19 protein-coding genes are annotated in these 22,884 nt (G+C 71.7%); 9 read left to right on the top strand and 10 right to left on the bottom strand.

What is annotated here, in order from left to right:
- Window positions 1–353: 353 nt before the first annotated feature.
- The 3 genes from ABD287_RS06685 to ABD287_RS06675 all read left to right on the top strand — a co-directional run bounded on the left by ABD287_RS06685 (window position 354) and on the right by ABD287_RS06675 (window position 4,269).
- Window positions 354–1,958 (top strand): DUF2334 domain-containing protein, encoded by a 1,605-nt coding sequence (locus ABD287_RS06685; RefSeq protein ID WP_344169857.1) that lies wholly within the window; start codon window positions 354–356, stop codon window positions 1,956–1,958.
- Window positions 1,959–2,106: 148 nt separating this feature from the next.
- A complete protein-coding gene (locus ABD287_RS06680; RefSeq protein ID WP_344169854.1) occupies window positions 2,107–3,240 on the top strand; it encodes a macrolide family glycosyltransferase in 1,134 nt (377 codons plus the stop codon).
- Between the two features lie 435 nt (window positions 3,241–3,675).
- Entirely contained in the window at window positions 3,676–4,269 is a 594-nt protein-coding gene (locus ABD287_RS06675; protein WP_344169851.1) for an ATP-binding protein, read from the top strand.
- Between the two features lie 100 nt (window positions 4,270–4,369).
- On the opposite strand, the gene qcrB is transcribed toward ABD287_RS06675, so the two are convergent.
- The 4 genes from qcrB to ctaE all read right to left on the bottom strand — a co-directional run bounded on the left by qcrB (window position 4,370) and on the right by ctaE (window position 8,627).
- On the bottom strand, window positions 4,370–5,974 hold the full coding sequence (gene qcrB, locus ABD287_RS06670; protein ID WP_344169848.1) for a cytochrome bc1 complex cytochrome b subunit: 1,605 nt from the start codon (window positions 5,972–5,974) through the stop codon (window positions 4,370–4,372).
- Entirely contained in the window at window positions 5,971–7,056 is a 1,086-nt protein-coding gene (gene qcrA / locus ABD287_RS06665) for a cytochrome bc1 complex Rieske iron-sulfur subunit (protein ID WP_425565513.1), read from the bottom strand. Before qcrA ends, qcrB begins: the two co-directional genes overlap by 4 nt.
- The gene (gene qcrC / locus ABD287_RS06660) at window positions 7,053–7,934 is read right to left on the bottom strand and encodes a cytochrome bc1 complex diheme cytochrome c subunit (protein ID WP_344169842.1); all 882 of its coding nucleotides are present in this window, start codon (window positions 7,932–7,934) and stop codon (window positions 7,053–7,055) included. The genes qcrA and qcrC overlap by 4 nt, the downstream gene beginning before the upstream one ends.
- A gap of 96 nt (window positions 7,935–8,030) precedes the next feature.
- Window positions 8,031–8,627 carry an aa3-type cytochrome oxidase subunit III gene (gene ctaE, locus ABD287_RS06655; protein ID WP_344169840.1) on the bottom strand — a complete coding sequence of 199 codons (597 nt, stop codon included), beginning with the start codon at window positions 8,625–8,627 and terminating at the stop codon, window positions 8,031–8,033.
- A 108-nt stretch (window positions 8,628–8,735) separates the two neighbouring features.
- Between ctaE and ABD287_RS06650 the strand changes: the two genes are divergently transcribed.
- The 3 genes from ABD287_RS06650 to trpD all read left to right on the top strand — a co-directional run bounded on the left by ABD287_RS06650 (window position 8,736) and on the right by trpD (window position 11,308).
- Window positions 8,736–9,653, top strand: coding sequence for a cytochrome c oxidase assembly protein (locus ABD287_RS06650; protein ID WP_344169837.1), 918 nt, complete (start codon window positions 8,736–8,738; stop codon window positions 9,651–9,653).
- Between the two features lie 208 nt (window positions 9,654–9,861).
- Complete coding sequence (locus tag ABD287_RS06645; RefSeq protein ID WP_344169909.1) at window positions 9,862–10,227, top strand: hypothetical protein; 366 nt, start codon at window positions 9,862–9,864, stop codon at window positions 10,225–10,227.
- A 7-nt stretch (window positions 10,228–10,234) separates the two neighbouring features.
- On the top strand, window positions 10,235–11,308 hold the full coding sequence (gene trpD / locus ABD287_RS06640) for an anthranilate phosphoribosyltransferase (protein ID WP_344169834.1): 1,074 nt from the start codon (window positions 10,235–10,237) through the stop codon (window positions 11,306–11,308).
- Between the two features lie 7 nt (window positions 11,309–11,315).
- On the opposite strand, the gene ABD287_RS06635 is transcribed toward trpD, so the two are convergent.
- The 6 genes from ABD287_RS06635 to ABD287_RS06610 form a co-directional block, all read right to left on the bottom strand.
- Window positions 11,316–13,349, bottom strand: a complete 2,034-nt coding sequence (locus ABD287_RS06635) for an ATP-binding response regulator (protein ID WP_344169831.1) — start codon at window positions 13,347–13,349, stop codon at window positions 11,316–11,318.
- On the bottom strand, window positions 13,349–14,041 hold the full coding sequence (locus ABD287_RS06630) for a histidine kinase dimerization/phospho-acceptor domain-containing protein (RefSeq protein WP_344169828.1): 693 nt from the start codon (window positions 14,039–14,041) through the stop codon (window positions 13,349–13,351). Before ABD287_RS06630 ends, ABD287_RS06635 begins: the two co-directional genes overlap by 1 nt.
- A 128-nt stretch (window positions 14,042–14,169) precedes the next feature.
- On the bottom strand, window positions 14,170–15,039 hold the full coding sequence (locus ABD287_RS06625) for a nucleotidyltransferase family protein (RefSeq protein WP_344169825.1): 870 nt from the start codon (window positions 15,037–15,039) through the stop codon (window positions 14,170–14,172).
- Complete coding sequence (locus ABD287_RS06620) at window positions 15,036–15,572, bottom strand: NUDIX hydrolase (RefSeq protein ID WP_344169823.1); 537 nt, start codon at window positions 15,570–15,572, stop codon at window positions 15,036–15,038. Before ABD287_RS06620 ends, ABD287_RS06625 begins: the two co-directional genes overlap by 4 nt.
- Before the next feature lie 21 nt (window positions 15,573–15,593).
- Window positions 15,594–17,402, bottom strand: a complete 1,809-nt coding sequence (locus tag ABD287_RS06615; protein ID WP_344169906.1) for a RelA/SpoT family protein — start codon at window positions 17,400–17,402, stop codon at window positions 15,594–15,596.
- Window positions 17,403–17,528: 126 nt separating this feature from the next.
- On the bottom strand, window positions 17,529–18,995 hold the full coding sequence (locus ABD287_RS06610; protein ID WP_344169820.1) for a DEDD exonuclease domain-containing protein: 1,467 nt from the start codon (window positions 18,993–18,995) through the stop codon (window positions 17,529–17,531).
- A gap of 89 nt (window positions 18,996–19,084) precedes the next feature.
- Between ABD287_RS06610 and ABD287_RS06605 the strand changes: the two genes are divergently transcribed.
- The 3 genes from ABD287_RS06605 to ABD287_RS06595 are packed head-to-tail and all read left to right on the top strand — an operon-like array spanning window position 19,085 to window position 22,847.
- Complete coding sequence (locus ABD287_RS06605; RefSeq protein ID WP_344169817.1) at window positions 19,085–20,431, top strand: NYN domain-containing protein; 1,347 nt, start codon at window positions 19,085–19,087, stop codon at window positions 20,429–20,431.
- A gap of 38 nt (window positions 20,432–20,469) precedes the next feature.
- The gene (locus ABD287_RS06600) at window positions 20,470–21,726 is read left to right on the top strand and encodes a M48 family metallopeptidase (RefSeq protein ID WP_344169814.1); all 1,257 of its coding nucleotides are present in this window, start codon (window positions 20,470–20,472) and stop codon (window positions 21,724–21,726) included.
- On the top strand, window positions 21,723–22,847 hold the full coding sequence (locus tag ABD287_RS06595; protein WP_344169811.1) for a glycosyltransferase family 4 protein: 1,125 nt from the start codon (window positions 21,723–21,725) through the stop codon (window positions 22,845–22,847). The genes ABD287_RS06600 and ABD287_RS06595 overlap by 4 nt, the downstream gene beginning before the upstream one ends.
- Window positions 22,848–22,884 lie beyond the last annotated feature (37 nt).

Below are 22,884 nucleotides of genomic sequence, written 5' to 3'. Positions count from 1 at the left end.
ACCGAGGGCCCCGCGCCCTCTCCAACACCGTCCGTTATGGACGAGGTGCCCGTGTCGTCCCCGCCGACGATCACGCCCTTGCTGAGATCACCTCATTGTGGCCGCGCTGCGACCGTGAAGCCCCCGTCGAGCACCTGCCACGACAACTTCTCCGGCAAGGAAACGCATTCCCCGCGCAGGTGAGCGGCTTCGCGTCAGACCCACCTTCTCGCCACCTTTGCCACTCCCACGGCTATACGGGGACGCCAGGTCCGGCCGGCTCGTGTCTAACAATGGTGATCGCGAGGCCGAGAATTCCGACTGGTCGGGTGGTCTGGTTGGAATATGGCAGGTCACCGGATACCGTGGGAAATATGTATTTAAAACGCTCGGCCGCGCTCGCGGTGACCGTCGTGTTGATCGCGGCCGGCGCCGTCGCAGCTTGGCGTTGGGTCGCGCCGTCCGACGATCCGATCACGGCGCCGCAGGCCTCGCCGGAGCCCGCCGGGACGGCTCGTACGCTCGTCCTCTACGACTCGACGGGGCCCTACGCGGCGCTCGGTGAGCTGTACGCCGCCCAGGCCGCCAATCTCGTATCGCACTTCGGGACGTGGACCGCGCACCCGGTGGCCGACTACCGGGCGGGTGAGTCGCGCGGATACACCGCGACCGTGTATATCGGTTCGACCTATGACGAGCCGATGCCCAAGGCGTTCCTGAAGGACGTGGCCGCCGGCGCGCGACCGGTGCTGTGGTTGGGCGACAACCTCTGGAAGCTGGCCAAACCGCATCCCGAGGTGGCCGCCCGCGCGGGCTTCGGCGCGCCGAAGCTGGATACCGCGCCGGTCGCCGAGGTCCGGTACAAGGGCACCTCGCTGACCCGTGATGTGGCCAACGCCGGCGGGATCTTCCGGACGGCGATCACGGACGAGGCGAAGGCGTCGGCAGTCGGCGACGCGGTGCGGGCTGACGGGAGCACGTACCCGTGGGGTGTTCGCGGCGGTGGCGGGCTTACCTTCATCGGTGAGGTGCCCTTCAGCTACACATCACCGGACGACCGCTACCTCGCCTTCGCCGACGTGCTCTTCGAGGTTCTCGCGCCCGCTACGGTCCAGCGGCACCGCGCGCTGGTGCGGATCGAGGACGTCGGCCCGCACTCGGATCCGGCCAAGCTGCGGCAGATCGCCGACTATCTGTACAAGCGCAAGACGCCGTTCGCGGTCGCGGTGATCATCGTGTATGACGACGCGACCGGCGTATACAACGGCGGGACCCCGGTGCACAAGGCGATGAGTCAGGCGCCGGAGGTCATCGCGGCGTTGAAGTACATGGTTGAGCGCGGCGGGACGCTGATCATGCACGGGTACACGCACGGCTACCCGAGCGGCCCGAATCCGTACGGGGTGAGCGCCGAGGACTTCGAGTTCTACCGCGCGCACGTCGACGCGGCCAACCAGGTCGTGCTTGATGGCGCGGTGTCCGAGGACTCCGCGGCGTGGGCGGCGAAGCGGGTCGCCGCCGCGCGGCGCGAGTGGACCGCCGCCGAGCTGCCGATGCCGAGCATCTTCGAGTTCCCGCACTACTCCGCGAGCGCCGTGGACTACCAGACGATCTCGCCCAAGTTCGCGGCCCGGTACGAGCGGGCCATGTACTACAGCGGCGTGCTGTCCGGCGGCAAGGTCGACCCTGAGCGCTGGGCCAGTCAGTACTTTCCGTACGCGGTACGCGATGTCTACGGTTCGGCGATCATCCCGGAGACGCTCGGCAACGTGTCCTCGCAGCGCTACAACCAGAACGGCATCCGCACGCCGGCCGACATCCTCGCGTCCGCGAAGCGGCAACTGGTGGTCCGTGACGGCGTGGCGAGCTTCTTCTACCACCCGTTCCTGGGCCTGGAACAGTTGCCGGAGTTGATCGAGGGCATCCAGGCGATGGGCTACACGTTCACGTCTGCCCCGAGTCTCATCCTGCCCAAGTAGACCCTGCCCGGCCACCGCGAGGCTGGGCATCGAATCTCGCTTCACGCCCCGAACCGAAGTGGGTAACGTGTTGGCCATGTCCTTCCAGATCTACGAGTGACGCCTACGTCCGCCGCGTCCCTGTCCTTTCGTATATCTGGAGATCAGCATGTCTCACATCGCCATGTGCGGCGTACCTGCCGTCAGCCATGTCCTGCCTAGCCTGGAGCTGATCCGGGAGTTGGTCAACCGGGGGCACCGGGTGACCTATGCCAACGGGACTGCTGTCGCCGACCTCGTCGCCACCACCGGCGCCACGCTGGCGCCGATCGAGTCGACGCTGCCGACCGCCGACAACGACTGGCCAGACGACCCGATCGGCGCGATGCGGGTCTTCCTCGACGACAACATCCAAGCCCTTCCGCAACTACATGCCCACTACGACGACGACCCCGCCGACCTCTACCTGTACGACATCGGCTGCTACGCGGCACGGGCGCTGGCGGAGTCGCAGGGTCAGCCGATCGTGCAGCTGTCCCCCACGTATGTGGCGTGGGAAGACTTCGTGGGGGCGCTACCGGGGGCGAACGAGTTCGGGACGGTTTTCTCCAACTGGCTGGCTTCCAGCGGGGCGACCACCACGAACTGGGAGACGTTCATGGCTCGGCCCGCGCGTGCCCTGGCGTTGATCCCCCGGGCGATGCAGCCCTTCGTGAACCGGGTCGATGAGAGGGCGGTCACGTTCGTGGGTCCGTGCCTCGGACCCCGCGAGAGCTGGACCCGGCCGCACGGCGACGACAAGGTGCTGCTGGTGTCGCTGGGCTCGGCATACACACGGCAGCCCGAGTTCTATCGGCAGTGCGTGGCCGCGTTCGGGAACAGGCCGGGATGGCATGTGGTGCTCCAGATCGGCAAGCACGTGGACCGTTCCGAACTGGGGTCGATCCCGCCGAACATCGACGTCCGCCCGTGGGCGCCACAGCTGGCCATCCTGGAGCACGCGGACGCGTTCGTCACACACGCGGGCATGGGCAGCAGCAGCGAGGCGCTGTGGACAGGGACGCCGGTGATCGCCGTGCCACAGGCGGTGGACCAGTTCACCAACGCGGACAAGCTGGTCGAACTCGGCGTGGGGCGCCGACTGGAGACGACATCAGCCACAGCCCAGGTTCTGTGGGAGACGCTGATGGAGCTGACCGGGGATGCCTCGGTCGTCGCGCGGAGCGCTGAGCTGCGGGCAGAGGCTCGGGCCGAGGGCGGAACGGCACGAGCGGCCGACATCCTGGAGTCGATTCTCCTCTGACGCCTGGTTCGCTATTCACTCTGCCGGACCCCCGCGGACACAAGCGAAGGGCCAACCCGGGTGCTCGTGGCCAACCGCTGGCATCCGTCATCGAGACCCTGCTCGGACCGCGGCTGCCAGGCGGGTGGCCTGCACTCCTCAGGTCAGCTGGTGCGGCGCCGCCGACGAGGCTGACGCTGCTGACCACGCCGCGGAGCGCGTTGCGCGGGGCGGCCGGAACGGCGGCGGCAGTGGTCGACGCCGCGGCGACAGTCGCCGCCCGAGCCGCGCAGCGAGCGGAGCAGACCGCTCACGCTGCGGCCGCCGAAGCTACCGAGAACACCGCGCAGGTCGTCCGGGACACCGCGACCGCCGCCGCGGCGATGACCGCTGCGGCCGCCGACGCTGCCGGGTACGTCGCGTCAGCCAGTCACCCCACATCACGGGCCGCCGACGATGTGGCTCTGGGAATCACGCCCGGCCGACGCCACCGCCGCCGCGGCCGCCGCGACGGCCGCCGCCACGCTGACGGCGGCGAGGGCCGCCGAGCGGGCCCGGTACGAAGCCCAGTTCCACGGACAGGCCGACCTGTTGGGCGCGGCCGTCGACAGCCTCGGTGAAGGGGTGGCGGTTGTGGACCAGCACGGATCCCCGCTGCTGCACCATCGCGCCGCTGTAGCGCTCGGGGTGCAGGAGGACCCAGACTCCGAGGACCGGCCGGAGCAGAGATTCGGACTCTTCCACCCCGACGGCGCCCTGCGCCGCGCCCACGCCGGGACCACCCGGATGAACCAACTGATCGACGACCTGCTGCGCTACGCCGCCACCGACGCTGCGCTCGTCATCGAAGCCAGCTTCCATCGCGCCCACGCCACCGGCCCCTACAGCGGTACCGGACTCGGACTGCCGATCTGCCAACGCATCGTGCGCAACCACGGTGGCCACATCCATGCCACCGACAATCCCGGCGGCGGCACCCGTATGCGCTTCACACTGCCACCGGCGCCGCACCCGGCCAAGGCGACCCGGTTGTCGCCCGAGCCCACGTAAGCCAAACCCCGCGTAGCCGAACTCGACGACGTCCGCGGGGTGGTGGTGGAAGCAGTGGGGCCCGGCAGGTGATCCTGCCGGGCCCCACTGACGCGCTGGTTTACTGCTGGCGGCCCGAGGTCTCCAACTCCTTGCCGGACGAGCCGGCGAGCGGCTTGGCCGGCGCCGCCGGCTCCTCGACCGGGTAGAAGAAGCCCTTGATCGCCGGGGCGAGCGCCCCGATCCGGTTCATCTTCTTCGGCACCACCCAGCCGGTGTACTCCAGCTCGGTGTGACCGTGCTCATCCGGCGCGGCCAGCGGCTGGTGGATCTCCACGAAGCGGCCGTCAGGCATCCGCTTGATGATGCCGGTCTCGACGCCGTGCGCGAGGACCTCACGGTCGTGCTGCTGCAGGCCCAGGCAGACCCGCCGGGCCGCCCAGTAGGCCAGCGGCGGCAGCAGGAGCAACAGGATCCGACCGGCCCACGTCATCGCGTTGAGGCTGATCTCGAAGGTCTCGGCCACGACATCGTTGCCGCCGGAGATCGCCAGGACCATGTAGAACGTGATGGCCATGGCGCCCAGAGCGGTGCGGTCCGGCACGTCCCGCGGTCGCTGGAGCAGGTTGTGGACCGTCTTGTCCTTGTTCCGTCGCGCCTCGATGAACGGGTACGCCCCGGCCAGCGTGAACATGATGCCTGGCAGCACCACAGTGGGCCAGAACAGCGGCGGCAGGGTGTGGCCGAACGCCCGGACCTCCCAGGGCGGCATGAGCCGCGTCGAGCCGTCCAGGAACATGACGTACCAGTCGGGCTGGCTCGCCGCCGAGACGATCGCCGCCTCGTACGGGCCGAACAACCAGATCGGGTTGATCGACAGCAGGCCGGCCATGAGGGCGATGACCCCGAACACGATGGCGAAGAAGCCACCCTGCTTGATCACGTATCGGGGGAACATCCGTTCGCCGACGACGTTCGTGTTCGTCCGGCCCGGTCCCGGCCACTGGGTGTGCTTCTGCTTGAACACCAGCCCCAGGTGGGCGCCGATGAGCGCGAGCAGCCCGCCCGGGATGAGCAGGACGTGGGCGATGTACGCCCGCGGGATGATCGAGCCGTCGCCCGGGAACTCCCCGCCGAATAGCGCGTCGGCGGTCCAGGTGCCGATCACCGGGATCGACAGGATGATCGCGTGGGCGATCCGCAGGCCGGTGCCGGACAGGCCGTCGTCGGGCAGCGAGTAACCGGTGAAGCCGGCCAGGAAGCCCAGGATGAACAGCACGATGCCGATGACCCAGTTCGTCTCACGCGGTTTGCGGAACGCGCCGGTGAAGAAGATCCGGAACATATGGATGACGATCGAGGCCATGAACAGCAGCGCCGCCCAGTGGTGCATCTGGCGCATGATGAGGCCGCCGCGCACGTCGAACGAGATGTTCAGAGCGCTCTCGTACGCGGCCGACATGTGGACGCCACGCAGCGGCAGGTAGCTGCCGTTGTACGTGACCTCCTTCATCGACGGGTCGAAGAACAGGGTCAGGAAGACGCCGGTCAGCAGCAGCACGATGAACGAGAACAGCGCGATCTCGCCGAGCAGGAACGACCAGTGGTCGGGGAAGACCTTGTTGAGCAGGCCCCGTAGCGGGCGGGCCACCTGGAGGCGCTCGTCAACGGCGTTGGCCGCGGTGGCCGGCATGGACTTGACGTCGAGTTTGGCGCGCTTTCTCATGGCCGCTCCCAGAAGCCGGGGCCGACAGGGACCTTGTAGTCGGACTGGGCCACGAAGAAGCCCTCGTCGTCGACGGTGATCGGCAGCATCGGCAGCCGGCGCGTCGCCGGGCCGAAGATCGGCTTGGCGTTGTCAGTGATGAGGAACTGCGACTGGTGGCACGGACACAGCAGGCGGTTCGTCTGCTGCTCGTACAGGCTCGCCGGGCAGCCGGCGTGGGTGCAGATCTTCGAGTAGGCGACGAAGTTGCCCCAGATGCCGCCCTCGTTGATGCCGTAGAGGTTCTCCCGGAGCCGGTCCATGTCCTCGACCCGCAGGTGGATGAGGAGCGTGGGGGAGTCGGCGTACCTGTTGGTGTGGCCGCCGGGGATGTCGGGGAACACGGTGATCTGACCGCCGACGCTGACGTCCTCCGGGCGCACCGGGCTGCTGTCCTCGCGGGCGAGGCGGATGCCGGTGTTCCAGGCGGTGGTCATCAGGGCGCTGTCATCGCGGCCCTCGACGTTCTTGTGCGGGTCCTTGATCATGCCGCCGATCAGCGGCGCGGCGACCGCCGCGCCGACCGGCGCGAGACCGGCCAGCAGGGACAGGCCCAGCAACGGACGCCGCTTGAGGCCCATCTCGTCGCCCAGGTACTGGAGCGTGGCTACCGTTACCGAACGGTCGTGCTCGGAGGACGGACCGTCGTGCCGCTCCTGGATGGCGATCTCGTGCGGGATGAGTTTCTTGCCCCAGATCATGATGCCGAAGCCGGTGCACACCAGCGCCAGGCCGAGGGTGAGGCCGAGCATCGGCGTGTAGAGGTTGCTGATGAGGCTGTCGCGGTCGTACTCCCACGGCCAGACGATGTAGATGACCACGAACGCGGTCGCGAGCAGGCCGGTGCTGAGGAACAGGCCGGCGACGATGGTCTGTAACCGACGCTCGGCGGGCGTTCCGGTCTTCGGGAACGGCGGCTCGTAGTGGACGATCTCGATGCCGTCCTCGCGGGCGCCGTCCCGCATGGTCTCGAAACGGGTCCGGTCCTCGTGGCCCGGCCCTGCGGTGGTGGGCACGCCGTGCTCCTTGGTCGTCGCCGTCATGACTTGCCCGCGATCCACAGCGAGGTGAACACCAACGCCGTCATCCCGAGCAGGAAGATCGCCAGACCCTCGGTGACCGGACCGAGCTTGCCCATGCCCCAGCCGCCGGGCTCCTGCGCCTGCATGGTCTGGACGTACGCGATGACCTCCCGCTTCTGCTCCGGGGTGAGCTGGTTGTCGCCGAAGACCGGCATGTTCTGCGGACCGGTGAGCATGGCGGCGTAGATCTGCCGCTCCGACGCCGGCGCTATAGCGGGCGCGAACTTGCCGGAGGACAGCGCGCCGCCGCCGGTGCCGGCGGTGTGGCAGGAGCCGCAGTTGAGCCGGAACAGCTGACCGCCACGGGCGACCGCCTCGGCGGTGGCCTCCTTGGACCCGGTCGGCGTCAGGGGGCCCTGCGGGATCTCCGGACCGCCGCCCAGCTCCTGGATGTACTGGGCGAGCTGGCGGGTCTGGTCCTCGTTGAAGAACGGGTCCTTGCGCTGGGCCTGCGCCTCCTGGCGGGCCATCGGCATCCGGCCCGAGCTGACCTGGAACTCCACCGACGCCGCGCCGACGCCGATGAGGCTGGGGCCGCGCCCGGGCACGCCCTGGGCGTTGGCGCCGTGGCAGGTGGTGCAGCTCGTGTCGAACAAGCCCTTGCCCAGTTGGGCGGCGGGGGTCAGCGCGGAGGTGTCCTCCGCGGCGGCCATCCCTGGCGCGAAGCTGGCGTAGACGCCGCCGGCGAGGGCGAGCGCGGCGGATATCCGCACGATCGTCCCGAGGCGGCGCCGGCCGCGGCCGGCGGGTCCATTGGCGCGCGCGCCGACGGCGCGGGCGAACCTCGCCGGCAGACCGGCGCGGAGCCCGCGTCCCGGCGCCGGGTTTTCAGAAGTCATCGCCTGGATCTCCTGGTTAGTCGGCCTCGACGGCCTGGTCGTCTCGGACTGCGCCGGCCACGCCGGTGGGCCCCGCGGTGCGCGGGCCCGCGCCGGCTACTTCAGCCAATAGATCATGAAGTAGAGGGCGATCCACACGACGTCGACGAAGTGCCAGTAGTAGGACACGACGATCGCCGAAGTCGCCTGGGCCGGGGTGAACCTGCCCATGGTCGTACGGATCATGAAGATCACGAACGCCACGAGGCCGCCGGTCACGTGCAGCCCGTGGAAGCCGGTGGTCAGGTAGAACACCGAGCCGTACCCGTCGCCGTTGATCGTGATGCCCTCGTGGACCAGGTGGCGGTACTCGTTCGCCTGACCCAGGACGAAGATCAGTCCCATCACGAAGGTCAGGGTGAACCAGCGTCGCAGCGCGTGCACGTCGCCCTTCTCCGCCGCGAAGACGCCGAACTGGCACGTCACACTCGACGCCACCAGGATCACGGTGAACGTCGTCGCGTAAGGGATGTTGAGGACCTCCGTCCTCTCCGCCCACAGCTCCGGCGAAGCCCCACGGATGAAGAAGTACATCGCGAACAACGCCGCGAAGAACATAAGTTCGCTGGAGAGCCAAACGATCGTCCCGACGCTGACCATGTTCGGGCGGGTCAGCGAGTGGATCCGGCTCTTCTCAATGGTCGCCGCAGTCACGCGGTCATTATGGTCCCCGATCAACCCGCCCCGCCGCCGGGGTGGCGGAATCACGCGTGTCGTGGCCCCCACCTGCGGCGTGTCGGCAGCCCAGTTACCCTGCTCAGGGTGCTGACCGCCCTGCCTCCATTCACCGTCTCGACCATCGTGACCCAGGCCCGCCCGGCCACCTGGCTCGGGTTGGGCCTGGTCGTCGCCGCCGGCCTCTACCTCTACGGCGTGTACCGGCTGCGCGCGCGTGGCGACAGCTGGCCCGCATTGCGGATCTGGATGTTCCTCGGGCCGGGGCTGGGCGGCATCGCGTTGGTCACCCTCAGCGGCATCGGGACATACGACACCACTTTGCTGTCGGTGCACATGATCCAGCACATGACGCTGTCGATGGTCGCGCCGATCTTCCTGGCGCTCGGGGCGCCGGTGACGCTGGCCCTGCGCACCCTCCCGGTGGCCGGGCGGCGGCGGCTGATCGGGCTCCTGCACAGCCGGTACGTCCGCACCATCACGTTTCCGCTGGTGGCCTTCGGGATCTTCGTGGTCAACCCGTTCGCGCTCTACTTCACCGACCTGTATCGGTTGACCTTGGAGAACGAGTTCTGGCACGAGGTCACCCACGCGCACTTCCTGGTCACCGGAAGCCTGTTCTTCTGGCCGCTGCTGGGCCTGGACCCGCTGCCCGGACGCTGGCCGTACCCGGCACGGGCGCTGTTGATGATCCTGTCGGTGCCGTTCCACACCGTGCTCGGTCTCACCGTCATGCAGAGCGTCACCCTGTTCGGCGGTGACTGGTACCCGTCGCTGGGGCTGGACTGGGTGGATCCCCGCGAGGACCAGGTGGTGGCCGGCGGGGTGCTGTGGGCCGGCGGGGAGCTGGTGAGCGTCATCATGATCGCGGTGCTGGTGGTCCAGTGGGTCCGGGCCTCCCAACGTGAGGCCAGACGGGTCGACCGCGAGCTGGACCGGGCCGAGCTCCGCGAGCACGCCGCCCGCGCGAAGGCGCCGGCGGAGTCGGCGGGCGCGTCCAGCTGACCCCCGCCGCGGCGGTACGATCGGCGGGCATCAAGCGACATCATCGAAACCGCAACACTGAAAGCCGCGTGGCCGTCGGGCCTCGTGGCGGAGCGACGTGGGAGCCGGGCCTGTGGCAGCCAACGCGGCGAAGACCGACAACACAGCGCAGACGCAGCGGGTCAACACCGTGCTGCTCTACAGCGACGATCCGCTGGTGCGGCAGACGATGCGCCTGGCGGTGGGCGAACGTCCCGCCCCGGAGCTGACCGTCGAGTTCGTCGAGGCGTCCACCTACGCCGAGGTCCTCCGGCTCATGGACGGCTACGAGATCGACCTGCTGCTGCTCGACGGCGAGGCCGCCCCGGCCGGAGGCATCGGCATCGCCCGGCAGGTCCGCGACGAGTTCGACGCCCCGCCGCCGGTGGTGCTGGCCATCGCCCGCGCCGCCGACAAGTGGCTGGCCGCCTACGCCGAGGTCGACGCCACCGTCCGACTGCCGTTGGACCCGTTCGAGACCGGCCAGACGGTCGCGGCGTTGCTGCGCGGCGAGGTCGGGGACCTGCCCGCGGGCGTCGCCCCGACCGCCGGCTGAGTCGGTCGTGGACGGGCACAGCTGGCCGCAGTTGCTCAACCGGTTGCTGCGCGGCGAGCAGCTCGCCGGCGGCGACACCGCTTGGGCGATGGACGAGATCATGTCCGGGACCGCCACGGACGCGCAGCTGGCGGGTTTCCTGGTGGGGCTGCGTGCCAAGGGCGAGACGCCCGACGAGCTCGCCGGTCTCGTGGCCACGATGCTGCGACGTTCGACGGCGGTCGAGCTGCCCGAGCAGCTGCGGGCCGCGGCCGTCGATGTCGTCGGCACCGGCGGCGACGGCTCCAACACCGTCAACATCTCGACCATGGCCGCCGTCGTCGTCGCCGGCGCCGGCGTGCCGGTGGTCAAGCACGGCAACCGGGCGGCCTCGTCATCGTGCGGCACCGCCGACGTGCTCGAAAAGCTGGGCATCTGCCTTGAGCTGGGCCCCGAGGGGGTGCTCCGCACCGTCACCGAGGCCGGCATCGGATTCTGCTTCGCCCCGCGCTTCCACCCCGGAGCCCGGCACGCCGCTGCCGTCCGGCGCGAGCTCGGTGTCCCGACCGCGTTCAACGTGCTCGGCCCGCTGACCAATCCGGCCCGACCCCGCTCCGGCGTGGTCGGTTGTTTCGACGCCACGATGGCGCCGGTGATGGCCCAGGTCTTCGCCGACCGGGGAGACTCCGTGCTCGTCGTGCGCGGTGCGGACGGGCTGGATGAGATCAGCACCGCCGCGCCCACCCGCGTCTGGGTCGCCGCCGGCGGCACGGTCAGGGCGTTCACGATCGACGCCACGGCGCTCGGGTTGGCCCGTAGCCAGCCTGGGGCGCTGCGTGGCGGCGACGCGGCCGCCAACGCCGCCGTGGTGGAGCGGCTGCTGGCCGGGGAGAGCGGTCCGGTACGGGACGCGGTGCTGGTCAACGCGGCCGCGGCGCTCGTGGCGCAGGCTGGGCTGGCCGACTGCGACGGGGCGGGCCTGCTGGCCGGTCTACGGTCGGGGTTGGACCGCGCCGCCGCGGCGATCGACTGCGGCGCCGCCGGGGACCGTCTGCGTCGTTGGGTGGTCAGCTCCACCATGGCCCGGCCCGCGGCGGTCTGACGCCGGACTAGGCGGCGCCGACGCTGGCGGTGGTCAGGGCGGCGCGCAGCGTCGCCAAAAGCACCTCCCGGCTGAACGGCTTGTTCACCACGGTCACCCCGGCCGGCAGGACGCCCTCGGCGGTCATCAACGGAGCGGCGAAGCCGGACATGTACAGCACGGGCAGGTCGGATCGGGTCTGCCGGATCCGCTCGGCCAGCTGCGGCCCGTTCATCCGTGGCATCACCACGTCGGTCAGCAGGATGTCGATCGGGCCGGCGTGGGCCGCCGCGGCGGACAGCGCCTGCTCCCCGTCCGCCCCGCCGATGACGTCGTAGCCGGCGCGGGTGAGCATCCGTTCGACGGCGGCTCGCAGCCCCTCCTCGTCCTCGGCGAGCAGGACCGTGGCCGCTGCCGGCGCGGGGCCGTCGCCGGAGGTCAGCGCCGGGTCGACCGGTTCCCGTGCCGCCGGCAGGAAGACGGTGACCTTCGTGCCGCGGCCGGACTCGCTCCGAACGCTCAACCCACCCCCCAGCTGGCGGAGCGTTCCGTACGCGGTGGCCAGGCCCAGCCCGGGCCGGTGGCCCTCCTTGCCGACGGTGTAGAACGGCTCGGTGGCCCGGGCGGCGACATCGGGCGTCATGCCGATCCCGGTGTCGGCGATGACGATCTGCACGTAGCCGCCTGGTTTCAGCTGCGTCTGCGCCGGATCGGGAGCGCTCAACCGGACCGCGTCCACCGTCAGGGTCAGCCTTCCGCCGTCGGGCATCGCCTCGGCGGCGTTGACGATGATGCCGCGTAGCGCGTCCCGCATCCGGTCGCCGTCCATGTTGACCATGCGGGGTGTCGTGGGCAGCGGCGCGTCGACCGTGACCGTGGTCGGGACGGACGCCTCGGCGAGCGCCTCCCGCAGCACCGGTGTGACGTCCAGGGAGGTGACCTGGACGGCCTCGCGACCGCCGAGGGCCAGCAGCTGACGGGTCAGCTTGGCGCCTCGACGGCACGCGTCGTCGATCCGTTCCAGGTCGGCCCGGAGCGCGTCGGCGCGGGTGTCGGCGAGCACCGATCCGGCGGTGTCGCCGATCTCCTCGGTGATCAGCTCGGTGAATGACGCGATGATGTTGAGCAGGTTGTTGAAGTCGTGGGCGATGACCCCGCCGAGGCGGGCCAGTCCATGGAACCGCTCGTTGGCGCGCTGCTGCTCCTCAGCGGAGCGGAGCCGTTCGTTCTCGATGAGGGTGGTCACATCGTCGACCATTGCTACAAATCCGGTGACATGCGCGCCGTCGGTCACCTGTTGCAGGGTGCTGCTGAGCCAGTGGGTCCTACCGTCGGCGCAGGTGACCTCGCCGAGACGGCGGCCGGCGGCGGCCGTGGCCAGACTGCCGCCGCTGATCTCCTGGCGGTGCTCCTCGGGCAGGTAGGCCAGCCAGCCGGCGCCGAGCAGCTCCCCGGCCGGGGCCTGGGTGATCGTGCAGAACTGTGGGTTGACGTAGCCGGCGAGGCCTTCGCGGTCGCCGACGACGATGCCGACCGGCGACAGCTCGGCGATGGTCGCCAGCCGGGCCTCGCTCTCGTCGAGCGCGCGGGCCTTCTCCACCAGCTTGGTGTTGATGGTCCGAAGGTGTTGGACGGCCAACCCGGAAGGCAGGACCGATCCGCCGGCCTCCGTGAAGGCGTGCGGCCGGGGGCTGGCGCGTACCGCCGACTCGACGGCGTCCAGCAGCTCCTGCGGGCTGGCGGACTTCGGCAGGACCCGGTGGACGCCGTACGCCTCGGCGAGCGGGGCGGCCTCGTCCGGTTGGTAGTTGGCGGTGTGGAACAGCACCGGTATGTCGGCGGTGGCGGGGTCGACCCGCAGCTGGCTGACGAAGTCGTAGCCGTCCATTCCGGGCATGGGAAGGTCCGCGACGACGGCATCCGGATGGTGATGGCGCGCGGCGGCCAGCGCCGACCGCCCGTCGGCGGCCTCGATGACCCGGCGCCCGCCGTGGGCGAGGGCCGAGCGGACGACTTCGCGGCTCACCGTGCCGTCGTCCACGACGACCAGGACGGTGGACATCAGAAGCCGGGCCGTACGGACGGTGCAGCGCTCAGCCGCACGGTCGCGAGGGTGGGCTGGTCCGGGCTGGTGGTGACGGTCAGCCGGCAGCCGCACCGGTTGGCGAGCCGGTCCACCAGCAGTCGCCGCAGCCCCTCCGGGGACGAGCCGTGCGGGTGGACGGGCGCCGTGGCCGCGCCGCTCACCGTGATCTTCAGTGGAGTTTCTGGTGGGCCGGCGAGGGTGACCTGGGCGCTCTGGTCGTCGACGAGGGAGACGAGATGGCGTACCAGGAGCGTCATGAGTCTTTCGTCGGCGTGGACCGGCACGGGATGCTCCGGCAGCCGGAGCGCGACCGCCGGTTTCGGCCGACCCTCGCCGGCGGTCGGTGCGGCGCCGCGCCGGACCGTCTCGCGGCAGTCCAGCTCGCGGACGGACGTGTCGCAACCGAGCGCCACCAACCCCTGCACGATGTCGACGACATCCAACAGCTCGGTCGCGCTGGCCCGGATCAGTCCCAGCTGCCGGGCCTGTTCGTGGAGGTCCGCGGGGTTGCCGCGCAGTTTCATGAGCATCACGCTGGCGAGCCCGACGATACCGCCGAGGGGGTCGCGCAGCTCATGCGCCACCTCCCGGAGCAGCGCCTCGTCACCGCGGTGGCCCGGCCCGTCCGGAGGGCGGCCGCTGTCCAGGTTCGGGATCGGTGTCCGCATGGTCGGTCCGACCTCCGGTGGGCGGGCCCAGGGCGTCCGGCGCGCGGCCGATCGTCGCAGCTGGGGCTTCGATAAGTGGCCTTCGGGGAAATCGTACGCCGCACATACTGGGCAATTATGAACAATGCTCAGGCTGTGCCTGGGGCCTGGCTGGTCCGTGCCAGACCGGCAGCCACGGTGAGGTCAACGCCGACCCGCACCGCGTCGACGAGGCGCTCGCCGGCGCCGACCCGGCCGCCGGGCCACACCACGCAACGGTCGAGCGACCCGTCGACGACGGCCCCGGCGCCGACCACCGCGCGCCGCAGCGGGCCGGTCACCGTAGCGTCCTCGGCCACCAGCGCGCCGCCCGCGGCGTCGGCCGCGTGCAGGTTGGCCGCCAGATAGTCGGCCGGGGTTCCGGCGTCCAGATACGTGCCGGAGTAAGGGACGAGGTCCAGCTCCCCGGCGGCCTCGGCGGGCCGCCACACCTCCCGCCACAGCTCGGCCGGCGCGGACGTCAAGGCGCTCACCCGCCACCAGGGCAGCAGTGAGAACCCGGCGAACCGCCAGCCGCCGAACTCGCCCTGACCCGCGGCGGCGGGGCGGACGAGCATCCGGACCCGTCGACCGTCCCACCCGGTCAGCAGGTCGGCGATGTCGGGGCCGGGCGCCGACGCGCCGGCCAGGTAGGCGTCGGCGTTGCCGGCCAGGACGCCCCGGCCGTCGATCCAGTCCCGCAGCTGGCCCAGCGCCCCGGCCGTCCCCAGCGGCGCCGGCAGCTCCACCGACAGCCGGGCCCGGTCGCCGACGTGGGCGACGACCTGATCGGCCAGGTACGACGCGTTGACCGCCACCGTCGCCGGCCCGGACAGCCCGAGGCCGGCCAGCCGGTCCAGGGCCCGGTCCAGCAGCGGGACGTTGCCGACCGGGCACAGCGCCTTGGCCCGGATCGTCGTCAGCGGACGCAGCCGCCTGCCGAAACCGGCGGCCAGCAGCACCGCGCACACCACGCTCACCCTGACGCCCCGATGTCGTAGCGGGCCAGCAGCCGGGCGGCGGCGGTGGTCATCGGCGGCAGCGCGGTCACCTCGTGCCAGGCGGCTTCCCACACCTCGGCGCCGTCGACGGTCAGGGTGACCTTCGACGCCGGGACGTTGGCCTCGAAGACCAGGTCGATCCAGCCGCGCGCGTGCACGAGGGCGTTGGGCGTGGCCTCGGTCAGCTCCTGCGGGTCCAGCACGATGCCGGTCTCCTCGGCCAGTTCCCGGGCCGCCCCGACCGCTGGCTCCTCGCGGTTGCTCAGCAGCCCCGCGGGCAGTCCCCAGCCCCGGCCCGGCGGCTGTCGCAGCAGGAGCAGCCGCCGACGATCCGTGTCGGCGTCCCAGACCAGCACGACCGCGCCGACGACGTAGGTGCGCGTCCCCCAACGCACGATGCGGTTGCGCACCGGCTGCGGCAGGCGGTAGAAGACCTGGTACCCGAGGGCCCGTAGCCGCAGTCGTAAGGTGCGCGGGCGGGCACGGTCGGGCGGGGGCGCGTAAGCGGTCACGCCGACCAGGCTAACGACGCCTCAGCCCGGATGGTGGTCCACCATAGAGATCAGCTTCTCGGCGACCTCGTCCGCGCTGCGGCTCTTGTCGGCGATGGCGACCAGCAGCGTGTCATGGTCCGGGTAGCCCAGCGACTCCGCCAACTGCCGCAGCGGCGACTCGTTGACCAGGTTACGGTCGTGCCGGCGCAGCGCCAGCCACAGCGCCGAGCGCCCCAGCCGCACCTTGTCGGCGATGCCCACGGCGGCCCCGGCGTCGGGCTCGACGAACCAGCGCCGGATCTGCCGCTGCGCGTGCGGGGAGCGGACGAACTCCAACCACTCCCGACGCGGCCCGCGCGGCGAGCCCTGCCGCTCCACCGGGCCGTCGCGTTCGGTGAACACCTCCACCACGTCACCGTCGGACAGCGCCGACGACAACGGCGCCAGCCGGCCGTTGACGGTGGCCGCCAGCAGCGTGTCCCCGACATCCGGGCCCAGCTCGTAGGCGACGTCGACCGGGGTGGCCCGCTCGGGCAGCAGCACCGCGCCGCCGCGGGCGAACACCTTGATCTGCGCTTCGGCCAGATCGCATCGCAGCGAGGCCAGGAACTGGGCCGGGTCGGTGGTCTCCTGCTCCCAGTCCAGCACCCGACGTAGCCAGGCCAGCGGGTCGCGCAACTGCTCCTCGTCCCGGTCGGCGGGGTTCGGGTAGCGGAAGTTCGCGGCGATGCCGTACTCGGCGGTGCGGTGCATGGCCGTGGTGCGGATGAGCACCTCGACCGTCCGGCTCTCCGGACCCAGGACCGTGGTGTGCAGCGAGCGGTACAGGTTGTGCTTGGGAGAGGCGATGAAGTCCTTGAAACGTCCCGGAATCGGCCGCCAACAGGCGTGTAGCGCGCCGAGAGCTGCGTAACAGTCCGCTTCGGACCCTTCCACGATCATCGCCACCCGGGGCATGTCGTGCGGTCGGTCATGCCCGGCGGCGATGGTGTCCTTCCAGATCGAGTAGTGGTGCCGGGGGCGTGGGCGGATCTCGGCGTTGATCCGGTGCGGGCGCAGGGCCGTGCGGGTCTGCTCGATCATCGACGCCAGGTACGTGGCCCAGTGCCCCTGCTCACGCACGTGGGCGTCGATGCGGCCGTATTCCTCGGGCGCCAGGTGGAACAGGACGGCGTCCTCGATGTCGCGTTTGAGCGCCTGGATGCCGAGCCGGTCCGAGAGCGGGACCAGCACTTCCTCGGTCGCCTTGGCGATCCTGGCCCTGGACGCCGGCGAGCGGGCGTCCAGGGTCCGCATGTTGTGCAGCCGGTCCGCCAACTTGATGATGAGGACCCGGACGTCCCGACCGGCCGCCACGATGAGTTTGCGGAGGGTCTCCACCTCGGCGGCCTTGCCGTAGAAGACTTTGTCGAACTTCGTGACGCCGTCGACGAGGTGGGCCACCTCGGGGCCGAAGTCCGCCTGCAACGCCTGCAACGTGTACTCGGTGTCCTCGACCGTGTCGTGCAGCAGCGCCGCCACCAGCGTCGTGGTGTCCATGCCCAGACCGGCCAGGATCTGCCCTACCGCCAGCGGGTGGGTGATGAACGGCTCGCCGCTCTTGCGGAGTTGGCCCCGGTGGGCGTGTTCGGCGATCGCGTACGCCCGGCGCAGCACCACCGCGTCGGTGTACGGATGGATGGAGCGGTGGGTGCGCACCAGCTCCGCCACCGGGTCGCCCGCCCGGTCGGGGCGGGCGGCGTCGAGCAGGGACCTGATCCGACGGCCAAGGCCGAAGTCGAGCGGGCCCAGCCGGTTCGGGCGGCTGAGCGCACGACCGGCGTCGAGGTCCGGACGGTTGAGGTCCATTGGCCCGCTGAAGTCCACCCGGCCGCTCCTCTCCCACGGTCGCGCCCGCGCCGCCTCTCTAGGGTAGACAGGCCACCTATGTCCGAACGGCTACATGCCGGTGCGTGAACGGGTGAGTCGCATCCGCTAGTCAGCGGAGGGAGCGTGATCGCGGGCCGCCGCGTCCAGCCGCGCGAGCAACGTGGTGAACCGGGCAGCCCCGGCCACCGGCGACGCCCACCCGTGCGACACGCGGAAAAGCCTGGTCTCCGGCGCCTCCAACCACCGCAGGATCGTCTCGGTCTCCTGCGCGCTCGCGCACCGCCGCCCAGGCGTCGGCGGCGGCGTCTCGGCGGCGGCGACCAGCACGTCGACGCTGGCCCGCGGATGCGAGCCAGGCGGCGACACACCGGCGGCGGCCAGCCGGCCGTGCCGCACCACCGCCAGCTCCCAGCCGCCGCCGGCATGCCGGCGGGCCGCGACGAGTTCGGCCACCGCGGCGAGCCCGGCGAGCCGCTGGTGGCGGATCGTCGTGCGCAGCAGGGCCGCGGCCAGCTCTGCGGCCCGCCGGGACGGGAGCAGACCGAGGCCGCCGTCGTGGTCGGCGCGTCGTTGGCGCACGATCGACAGCCGCGGGCACGTTTCCGCAGTCGGATTCGGCCACATAGTCCGGTCCTGGCGCCTGGGGCGCCGGTTGTAGGGCGGGTCGTGCGCGGCGATCAGCCGCAGCTCCCGTACCTGTGCCTCCAGGGGGTGCGCGCAGGTCATCGCCTCCACCCGAACCGCTGCGGTGATCATCTCGTCGATCCAACGGCGGCGCTCGGCGGCGGTGAAGTATCCGCGCACCCGGCTGGCGATGTCGACCGACGCGCCCACGTACAGCGGTCGGTCGTCGGCGGCCCGGAAGACATAGACGCCGGGGGCGTGCGGCAGGCCCTTGGCCAGGTGGCGCTTGGCCCGTCGGCTTGGCGAGACTGACCTGGCGAACGCGATGACCTCGCCCAGGGTGTGGGGCCGGTCGCCGCCGAGGCGCTCCAGCAGGGCGTGCAGCACGTCCACGGTGGTCTCGGCGTCGTCCAGCGCCCGATGGCTCGGCTGGTGCGGGGTGCGCAGGTGGGCAGCCAGGGTGCCGAGCCTGCGGTTCGGCACCTCGCCGTCGGCGAACAACCGCCGCGCCAACGCCAGCGTGTCCAGCACCGGCGGCGCCGGCCACCGGTAGCCGAGTCGCAGGCAGGCGGCCTTGAGGAAGCCCACGTCGTACGGGGCGTTGTGAGCCACCAGCGTCGCGCCGGCCAGGAACTCCAGGACGGTCGGCAGCACCGCCGCCAGCGGCGGCGCCCCGGCGACCATCGCGCTGCTGATCCCGGTCAGCGCGGTGATGAACGGCGGCACTGGAACACCTGGGTTGACCAGGGTGCTCAGCGTGCCGAGGCGTTCGCCGCCGCGCACCCTGACCGCCCCGATCTCGGTGATCCCACCGCCGTCGGGAGCGCCGCCGGTGGTTTCCAGGTCCAGCACGACGAAGGTGACCCGGCTCAGACTCCACTGGTGGGGGTCGTCGAGCCGCGCGTCGATAGTGGGCGGGTGGGGGATCTGACGCCCGTCGTCCGGCATGGGCGAAAAATAGCGGTGCGGTCTGACAACGGCCGCAGCCGGGTCCGGCCCCGCCGTCACCGGTCGAAGATCGGTGAAAGACTGTCGCCATGTTCCTCGCGCAGCCCGACCCGTCGACACCGCACCCGGTGGCCGGCGACGCCGGGCTGGACCTGCCCGAGCCGGTCCGGCAGCGGATCGTGACCCTGGTGGCGGCGATCCTGCCGCAGCTGGCCGACGATCTGCCGGCGCCGCTGCGCCGGGTCGCCAAGTTCGCCCCGAACCGCCGGGCCCGCCTGGGCGGCGCGGCGATCGCCACCCAACTGGCCGCCGACGCGGTCTTCCGCGCCCTCGCCGCAGGCAAGGTGGCCGACGGCGCCGGTGAGCTTGCCGAGGCGGTGCGAGCCGGGTCCGCGCCCGCCGACGCCGACGTCGCCGACACCGCCGCCCTCGCCTACCTGCTGCGTCCCGAGGGCTGGCGCGCGATCGTCGAGGCGGCCTCGGAGACCGTCCGGGCGTCCGTTGACGCCGCCGAGTCCGCGGCGGCGATACGGCAGGCTGAGCAGCGCGTCGCCCGCGCCGAGCACGAACGGGCCCAGGCCCGGACGGAGGCCGACAAGCTCCGCGACGACCTGGCCCGGGCGCGTGAGGAGCTGAGCGGCCTCCGGGAGGAGCACCGTCGGGTCAGCAAGGAGCTACGTGACGCCCTGACCGCCGGTCGGCGGTCAGCCGAGCTGCTGGCCACCGAGCGGGGCCGGGCCGCCCGGTCGGCCGCCGACCACGACGCCGAGTTGCGTCGGCTGCGGTCCAAGCTGGCCGAGGCGGAGTCCGTGGCCAGCGGGGCCCGGCAGAGCGCCCGCCATGCCCGGGCGGTCGACGAGGCCCGGCTGTGGTTGCTGCTGGAGACGATCGGGCAGGCTGCCGTCGGACTGCGTCGGGAGCTGGCGCTCGACCCGGCCGACCAACTGCCGGCCGACTTTGTCGCCGCTGAGCACGCCCAGGTCCCGTCCGGCCCGGAGGCCAGCCCGCGGGCCCGCGACACCGACGACCCGGCCCGCCTCGACCAGCTCCTCGCGCTGCCCAAGGCACATCTGGTCGTCGATGGCTACAACGTGACCAAACGCGGCTTCGGCGACATCTCCCTGGAGCACCAGCGAAACCGGCTCATCACCGGCCTCGGCGGCATCGCCGCCCAGACCCGGGTCGAGGTGACCGTGGTGTTCGATGGCGCGGACAAGGTCCCGGGGATGGCGCCGCCGCCGCGCGGCGTCCGGGTGCTGTTCTCCCGCAAGGGCGAGAGCGCCGACGATCTCATCCGGCAGCTGGCGCGCGCCGAGCCGCCCGGCCGGGCCGTCGTCGTGGTGTCCTCGGACCGCGAGGTCGCCGACGGCGTCCGCCGGCACGGGGCGTATCCGGTCAACGCGGACTCCCTGCTCCGTCGGCTGGCCCGGGCCTGAAGGTACGGTCGGGAGTTACCGACGGAAGGACTGCGGCGATGACTTCGCGAAACTGGGCGGTGGTGACGCTGGCTGTTCTGCTGGTGGCGCTGGCGGTGGCGGTGGCGCTGCTCACCCCATGGCAGCGGCCGCCGGCCCCCCGGGCCGACCAGCTCGCCGCGCTGCGCGACCTGCCGGCCGCCGAGGTCGCCCGGGGCCGGGAGTTCGCCGCCTCGCTACGTCCGGCCCGGTACGGCTCGCTGCTGCTCGCCCTCGTCGTGGCCCTCATTCTGGGACTCACGCCGCTGGGAGCGGCCGTGGTCACCTGGGCGGCCCGGCCGCTGGGCGGCGGTTGGCTGGCCAGGGTGCTGGTAGGCGGTCTCGTCCTGCTCCTGCTCGCCGATCTGCTGACCCTGCCGTTCGCCGCCTGGCGGCACCGCGCCCTGGTCCGGTACGGGCTGTCCACGCAGGACTGGTCCGGCTGGGCGGCGGACCTGGCCAAGGGGTACGCCGTCGGCGCGGTCATCGCCGCCATCGCCCTGATCGGCTTCTATGCCGTCACCCGCTGGTCCCCGGCATGGTGGTGGGCCTGGGGGGCGGCCGGCGCGGCGACCCTGGTGGTGCTGTTGTCGTTCGTGCTGCCGGTGCTCATCGAGCCGGTCTTCAACAAGTTCACCCCGATGCCCGCCGGCGCCCAGCGCACCGAGCTGCTGGCCCTGGCCGAGCGCGACGGCGTCCCAGTGCGCGACGTTCTCGTCGCCGACGCGTCCCGGCGCACCCGCGCCGTCAACGCCTACGTCTCCGGGTTCGGGCCGACCAGACGCGTCGTGGTGTACGACACCCTGCTACGGGAGGCCACCCCCGCCGAGGTGGCCAGCGTCGTCGCCCACGAGCTGGGCCACGCCAAGGACCGCGACGTGTTCGTCGGCACGCTGCTCGGCGCGCTCGGCTCGGCGGCGGCGGTCGTGGCGCTGTTCCTGCTCAGCGGCTGGGGCCCGCTGCTGCGCGCCGCCGGTGTGCCCTCGGTCGCCGACCCGCGTTCGCTGGGGATGCTGCTGGCGATCGCCGCGCTCGCCGGCGTCGTCGCCACCCCCGTCCAGGCGCTGTTGTCGCGGCTGGTCGAAGCGCGCGCCGACGCCCACGCCCTGGCCCTCACCAACGACCCGGCCGCCTACGAGGCGATGCAGCGCCGGCTCGCCAGCGTCAACCTGGCCGACCCGGACCCGCCGTGGCCGGAGCACCGGTGGTTCGGCAGCCACCCGTCCACGGTGGAGCGCATCGCGCACGCCAGAGCGTACGCCCGGGGCGAGCGTTGAGGACGCTGCTCATCACCAACGACTTCCCACCCCGGCCCGGCGGCATCCAGGCGTTCGTGCACCAGCTCGCCCTGCGCCAGCCGGCTGACTCGGTCGTCGTCTACGCCTCCACCTCGGAGGGGGCCGCCGAGTTCGACGCCGCCCAGCCGTTCCCGGTGGTGCGCGAGGACACCGGCATCCTGCTGCCGACGACCGCCGTCGCCCGCCGGGCGGCGCAGATCGCGCGATCCCACGGCTGCGAGGCCGTCTGGTTCGGGGCGGCCGCCCCGCTCGGTCTGCTCGCCCAGGGCCTGCGCCGACGGGCCGGGGTGCGCCGGGTCGTCGGCCTCACCCACGGCCACGAGGTGGGTTGGGCCAAACTGCCCGGGGCGCGCGGCCTGCTGCGTCGCATCGGCGCGGGCGCCGACGTCATCACCTACCTGGGCGAGTACACCAGGGTCCGGCTCGCCCGGGCGCTCGCCGGCCGCACCGAGCTGCGCCAGCTCGCACCCGGCGTCGACGCCGACATCTTCCACCCGGGGGTCGACGGCGCGTCGCTGCGTTCACGGCTGGGCCTGGCCGACCGTCCGGTGGTGGTGTGCGTATCAAGGCTGGTGCCGCGTAAGGGCCAGGACGCGCTCATCCACGCGCTGCCCCAGATCCGCCAACGGACGCCGGACGCGGCGCTGCTGCTGGTCGGCGACGGGCCGTACCGGGGCGCGTTACAGCGGATGGCCCGTGAGCGTGGCGTCGCCGACCATGTGGTCTTCACCGGGCCGGTGCCGTGGCCGGAACTGCCCGCCCATTACGCCGCGGGGGACGTGTACGCGATGCCGTGCCGGACCCGCAGGCGGGGGTTGGACGTCGAGGGCCTGGGGATCGTCTACCTGGAGGCCTCGGCCATCGGGCTGCCGGTGGTCGCCGGGGACTCCGGCGGCGCCCCGGACGCGGTGCGCGAGGGCGAGACGGGGCACGTGGTCAACGGTCGGGACCTCGACGCCCTGACGACCCGGGTGACCGGGCTGCTCGACGACCCGGACCGGGCCCGTCTGATGGGCGCCGTCGGCCGTCGCTGGGTGCGCCGGGAGTGGGGTTGGCAGCGTCAGGCCGACCGGCTGCGCGACCTGCTCGCTGTCGCCTGAGGTCGACGTCCGTCCACATCGACACGTTCGCCTAACG

The sequence above is a fragment of the Pilimelia columellifera subsp. columellifera genome (assembly GCF_039532605.1).
Classification (GTDB): Bacteria; Actinomycetota; Actinomycetes; order Mycobacteriales; family Micromonosporaceae; genus Pilimelia; species Pilimelia columellifera.
Note: the sequence above shows the minus strand (reverse complement) of the source record. Positions and strands in the feature narration are given on the sequence as shown.

Bases quoted from the DNA above. Each gene is read 5' to 3' on its own strand.
- ABD287_RS06645 (WP_344169909.1), top strand. From the start codon at position 9,862: ATGCGCCTGGCGGTGGGCGAACGTCCCGCCCCGGAGCTGACCGTCGAG.
- qcrA (WP_425565513.1), bottom strand. From the start codon at position 7,056: ATGACGGCGACGACCAAGGAGCACGGCGTGCCCACCACCGCAGGGCCG.
- ABD287_RS06610 (WP_344169820.1), bottom strand. From the start codon at position 18,995: ATGCCGGACGACGGGCGTCAGATCCCCCACCCGCCCACTATCGACGCG.
- ABD287_RS06600 (WP_344169814.1), top strand. From the start codon at position 20,470: ATGACTTCGCGAAACTGGGCGGTGGTGACGCTGGCTGTTCTGCTGGTG.
- ABD287_RS06635 (WP_344169831.1), bottom strand. From the start codon at position 13,349: ATGTCCACCGTCCTGGTCGTCGTGGACGACGGCACGGTGAGCCGCGAA.
- ABD287_RS06680 (WP_344169854.1), top strand. From the start codon at position 2,107: ATGTCTCACATCGCCATGTGCGGCGTACCTGCCGTCAGCCATGTCCTG.
- qcrC (WP_344169842.1), bottom strand. From the start codon at position 7,934: ATGACTTCTGAAAACCCGGCGCCGGGACGCGGGCTCCGCGCCGGTCTG.
- qcrB (WP_344169848.1), bottom strand. From the start codon at position 5,974: ATGAGAAAGCGCGCCAAACTCGACGTCAAGTCCATGCCGGCCACCGCG.
- ABD287_RS06605 (WP_344169817.1), top strand. From the start codon at position 19,085: ATGTTCCTCGCGCAGCCCGACCCGTCGACACCGCACCCGGTGGCCGGC.
- ABD287_RS06615 (WP_344169906.1), bottom strand. From the start codon at position 17,402: ATGGACCTCAACCGTCCGGACCTCGACGCCGGTCGTGCGCTCAGCCGC.
- ABD287_RS06685 (WP_344169857.1), top strand. From the start codon at position 354: ATGTATTTAAAACGCTCGGCCGCGCTCGCGGTGACCGTCGTGTTGATC.
- ABD287_RS06630 (WP_344169828.1), bottom strand. From the start codon at position 14,041: ATGCGGACACCGATCCCGAACCTGGACAGCGGCCGCCCTCCGGACGGG.
- ABD287_RS06675 (WP_344169851.1), top strand. From the start codon at position 3,676: ATGTGGCTCTGGGAATCACGCCCGGCCGACGCCACCGCCGCCGCGGCC.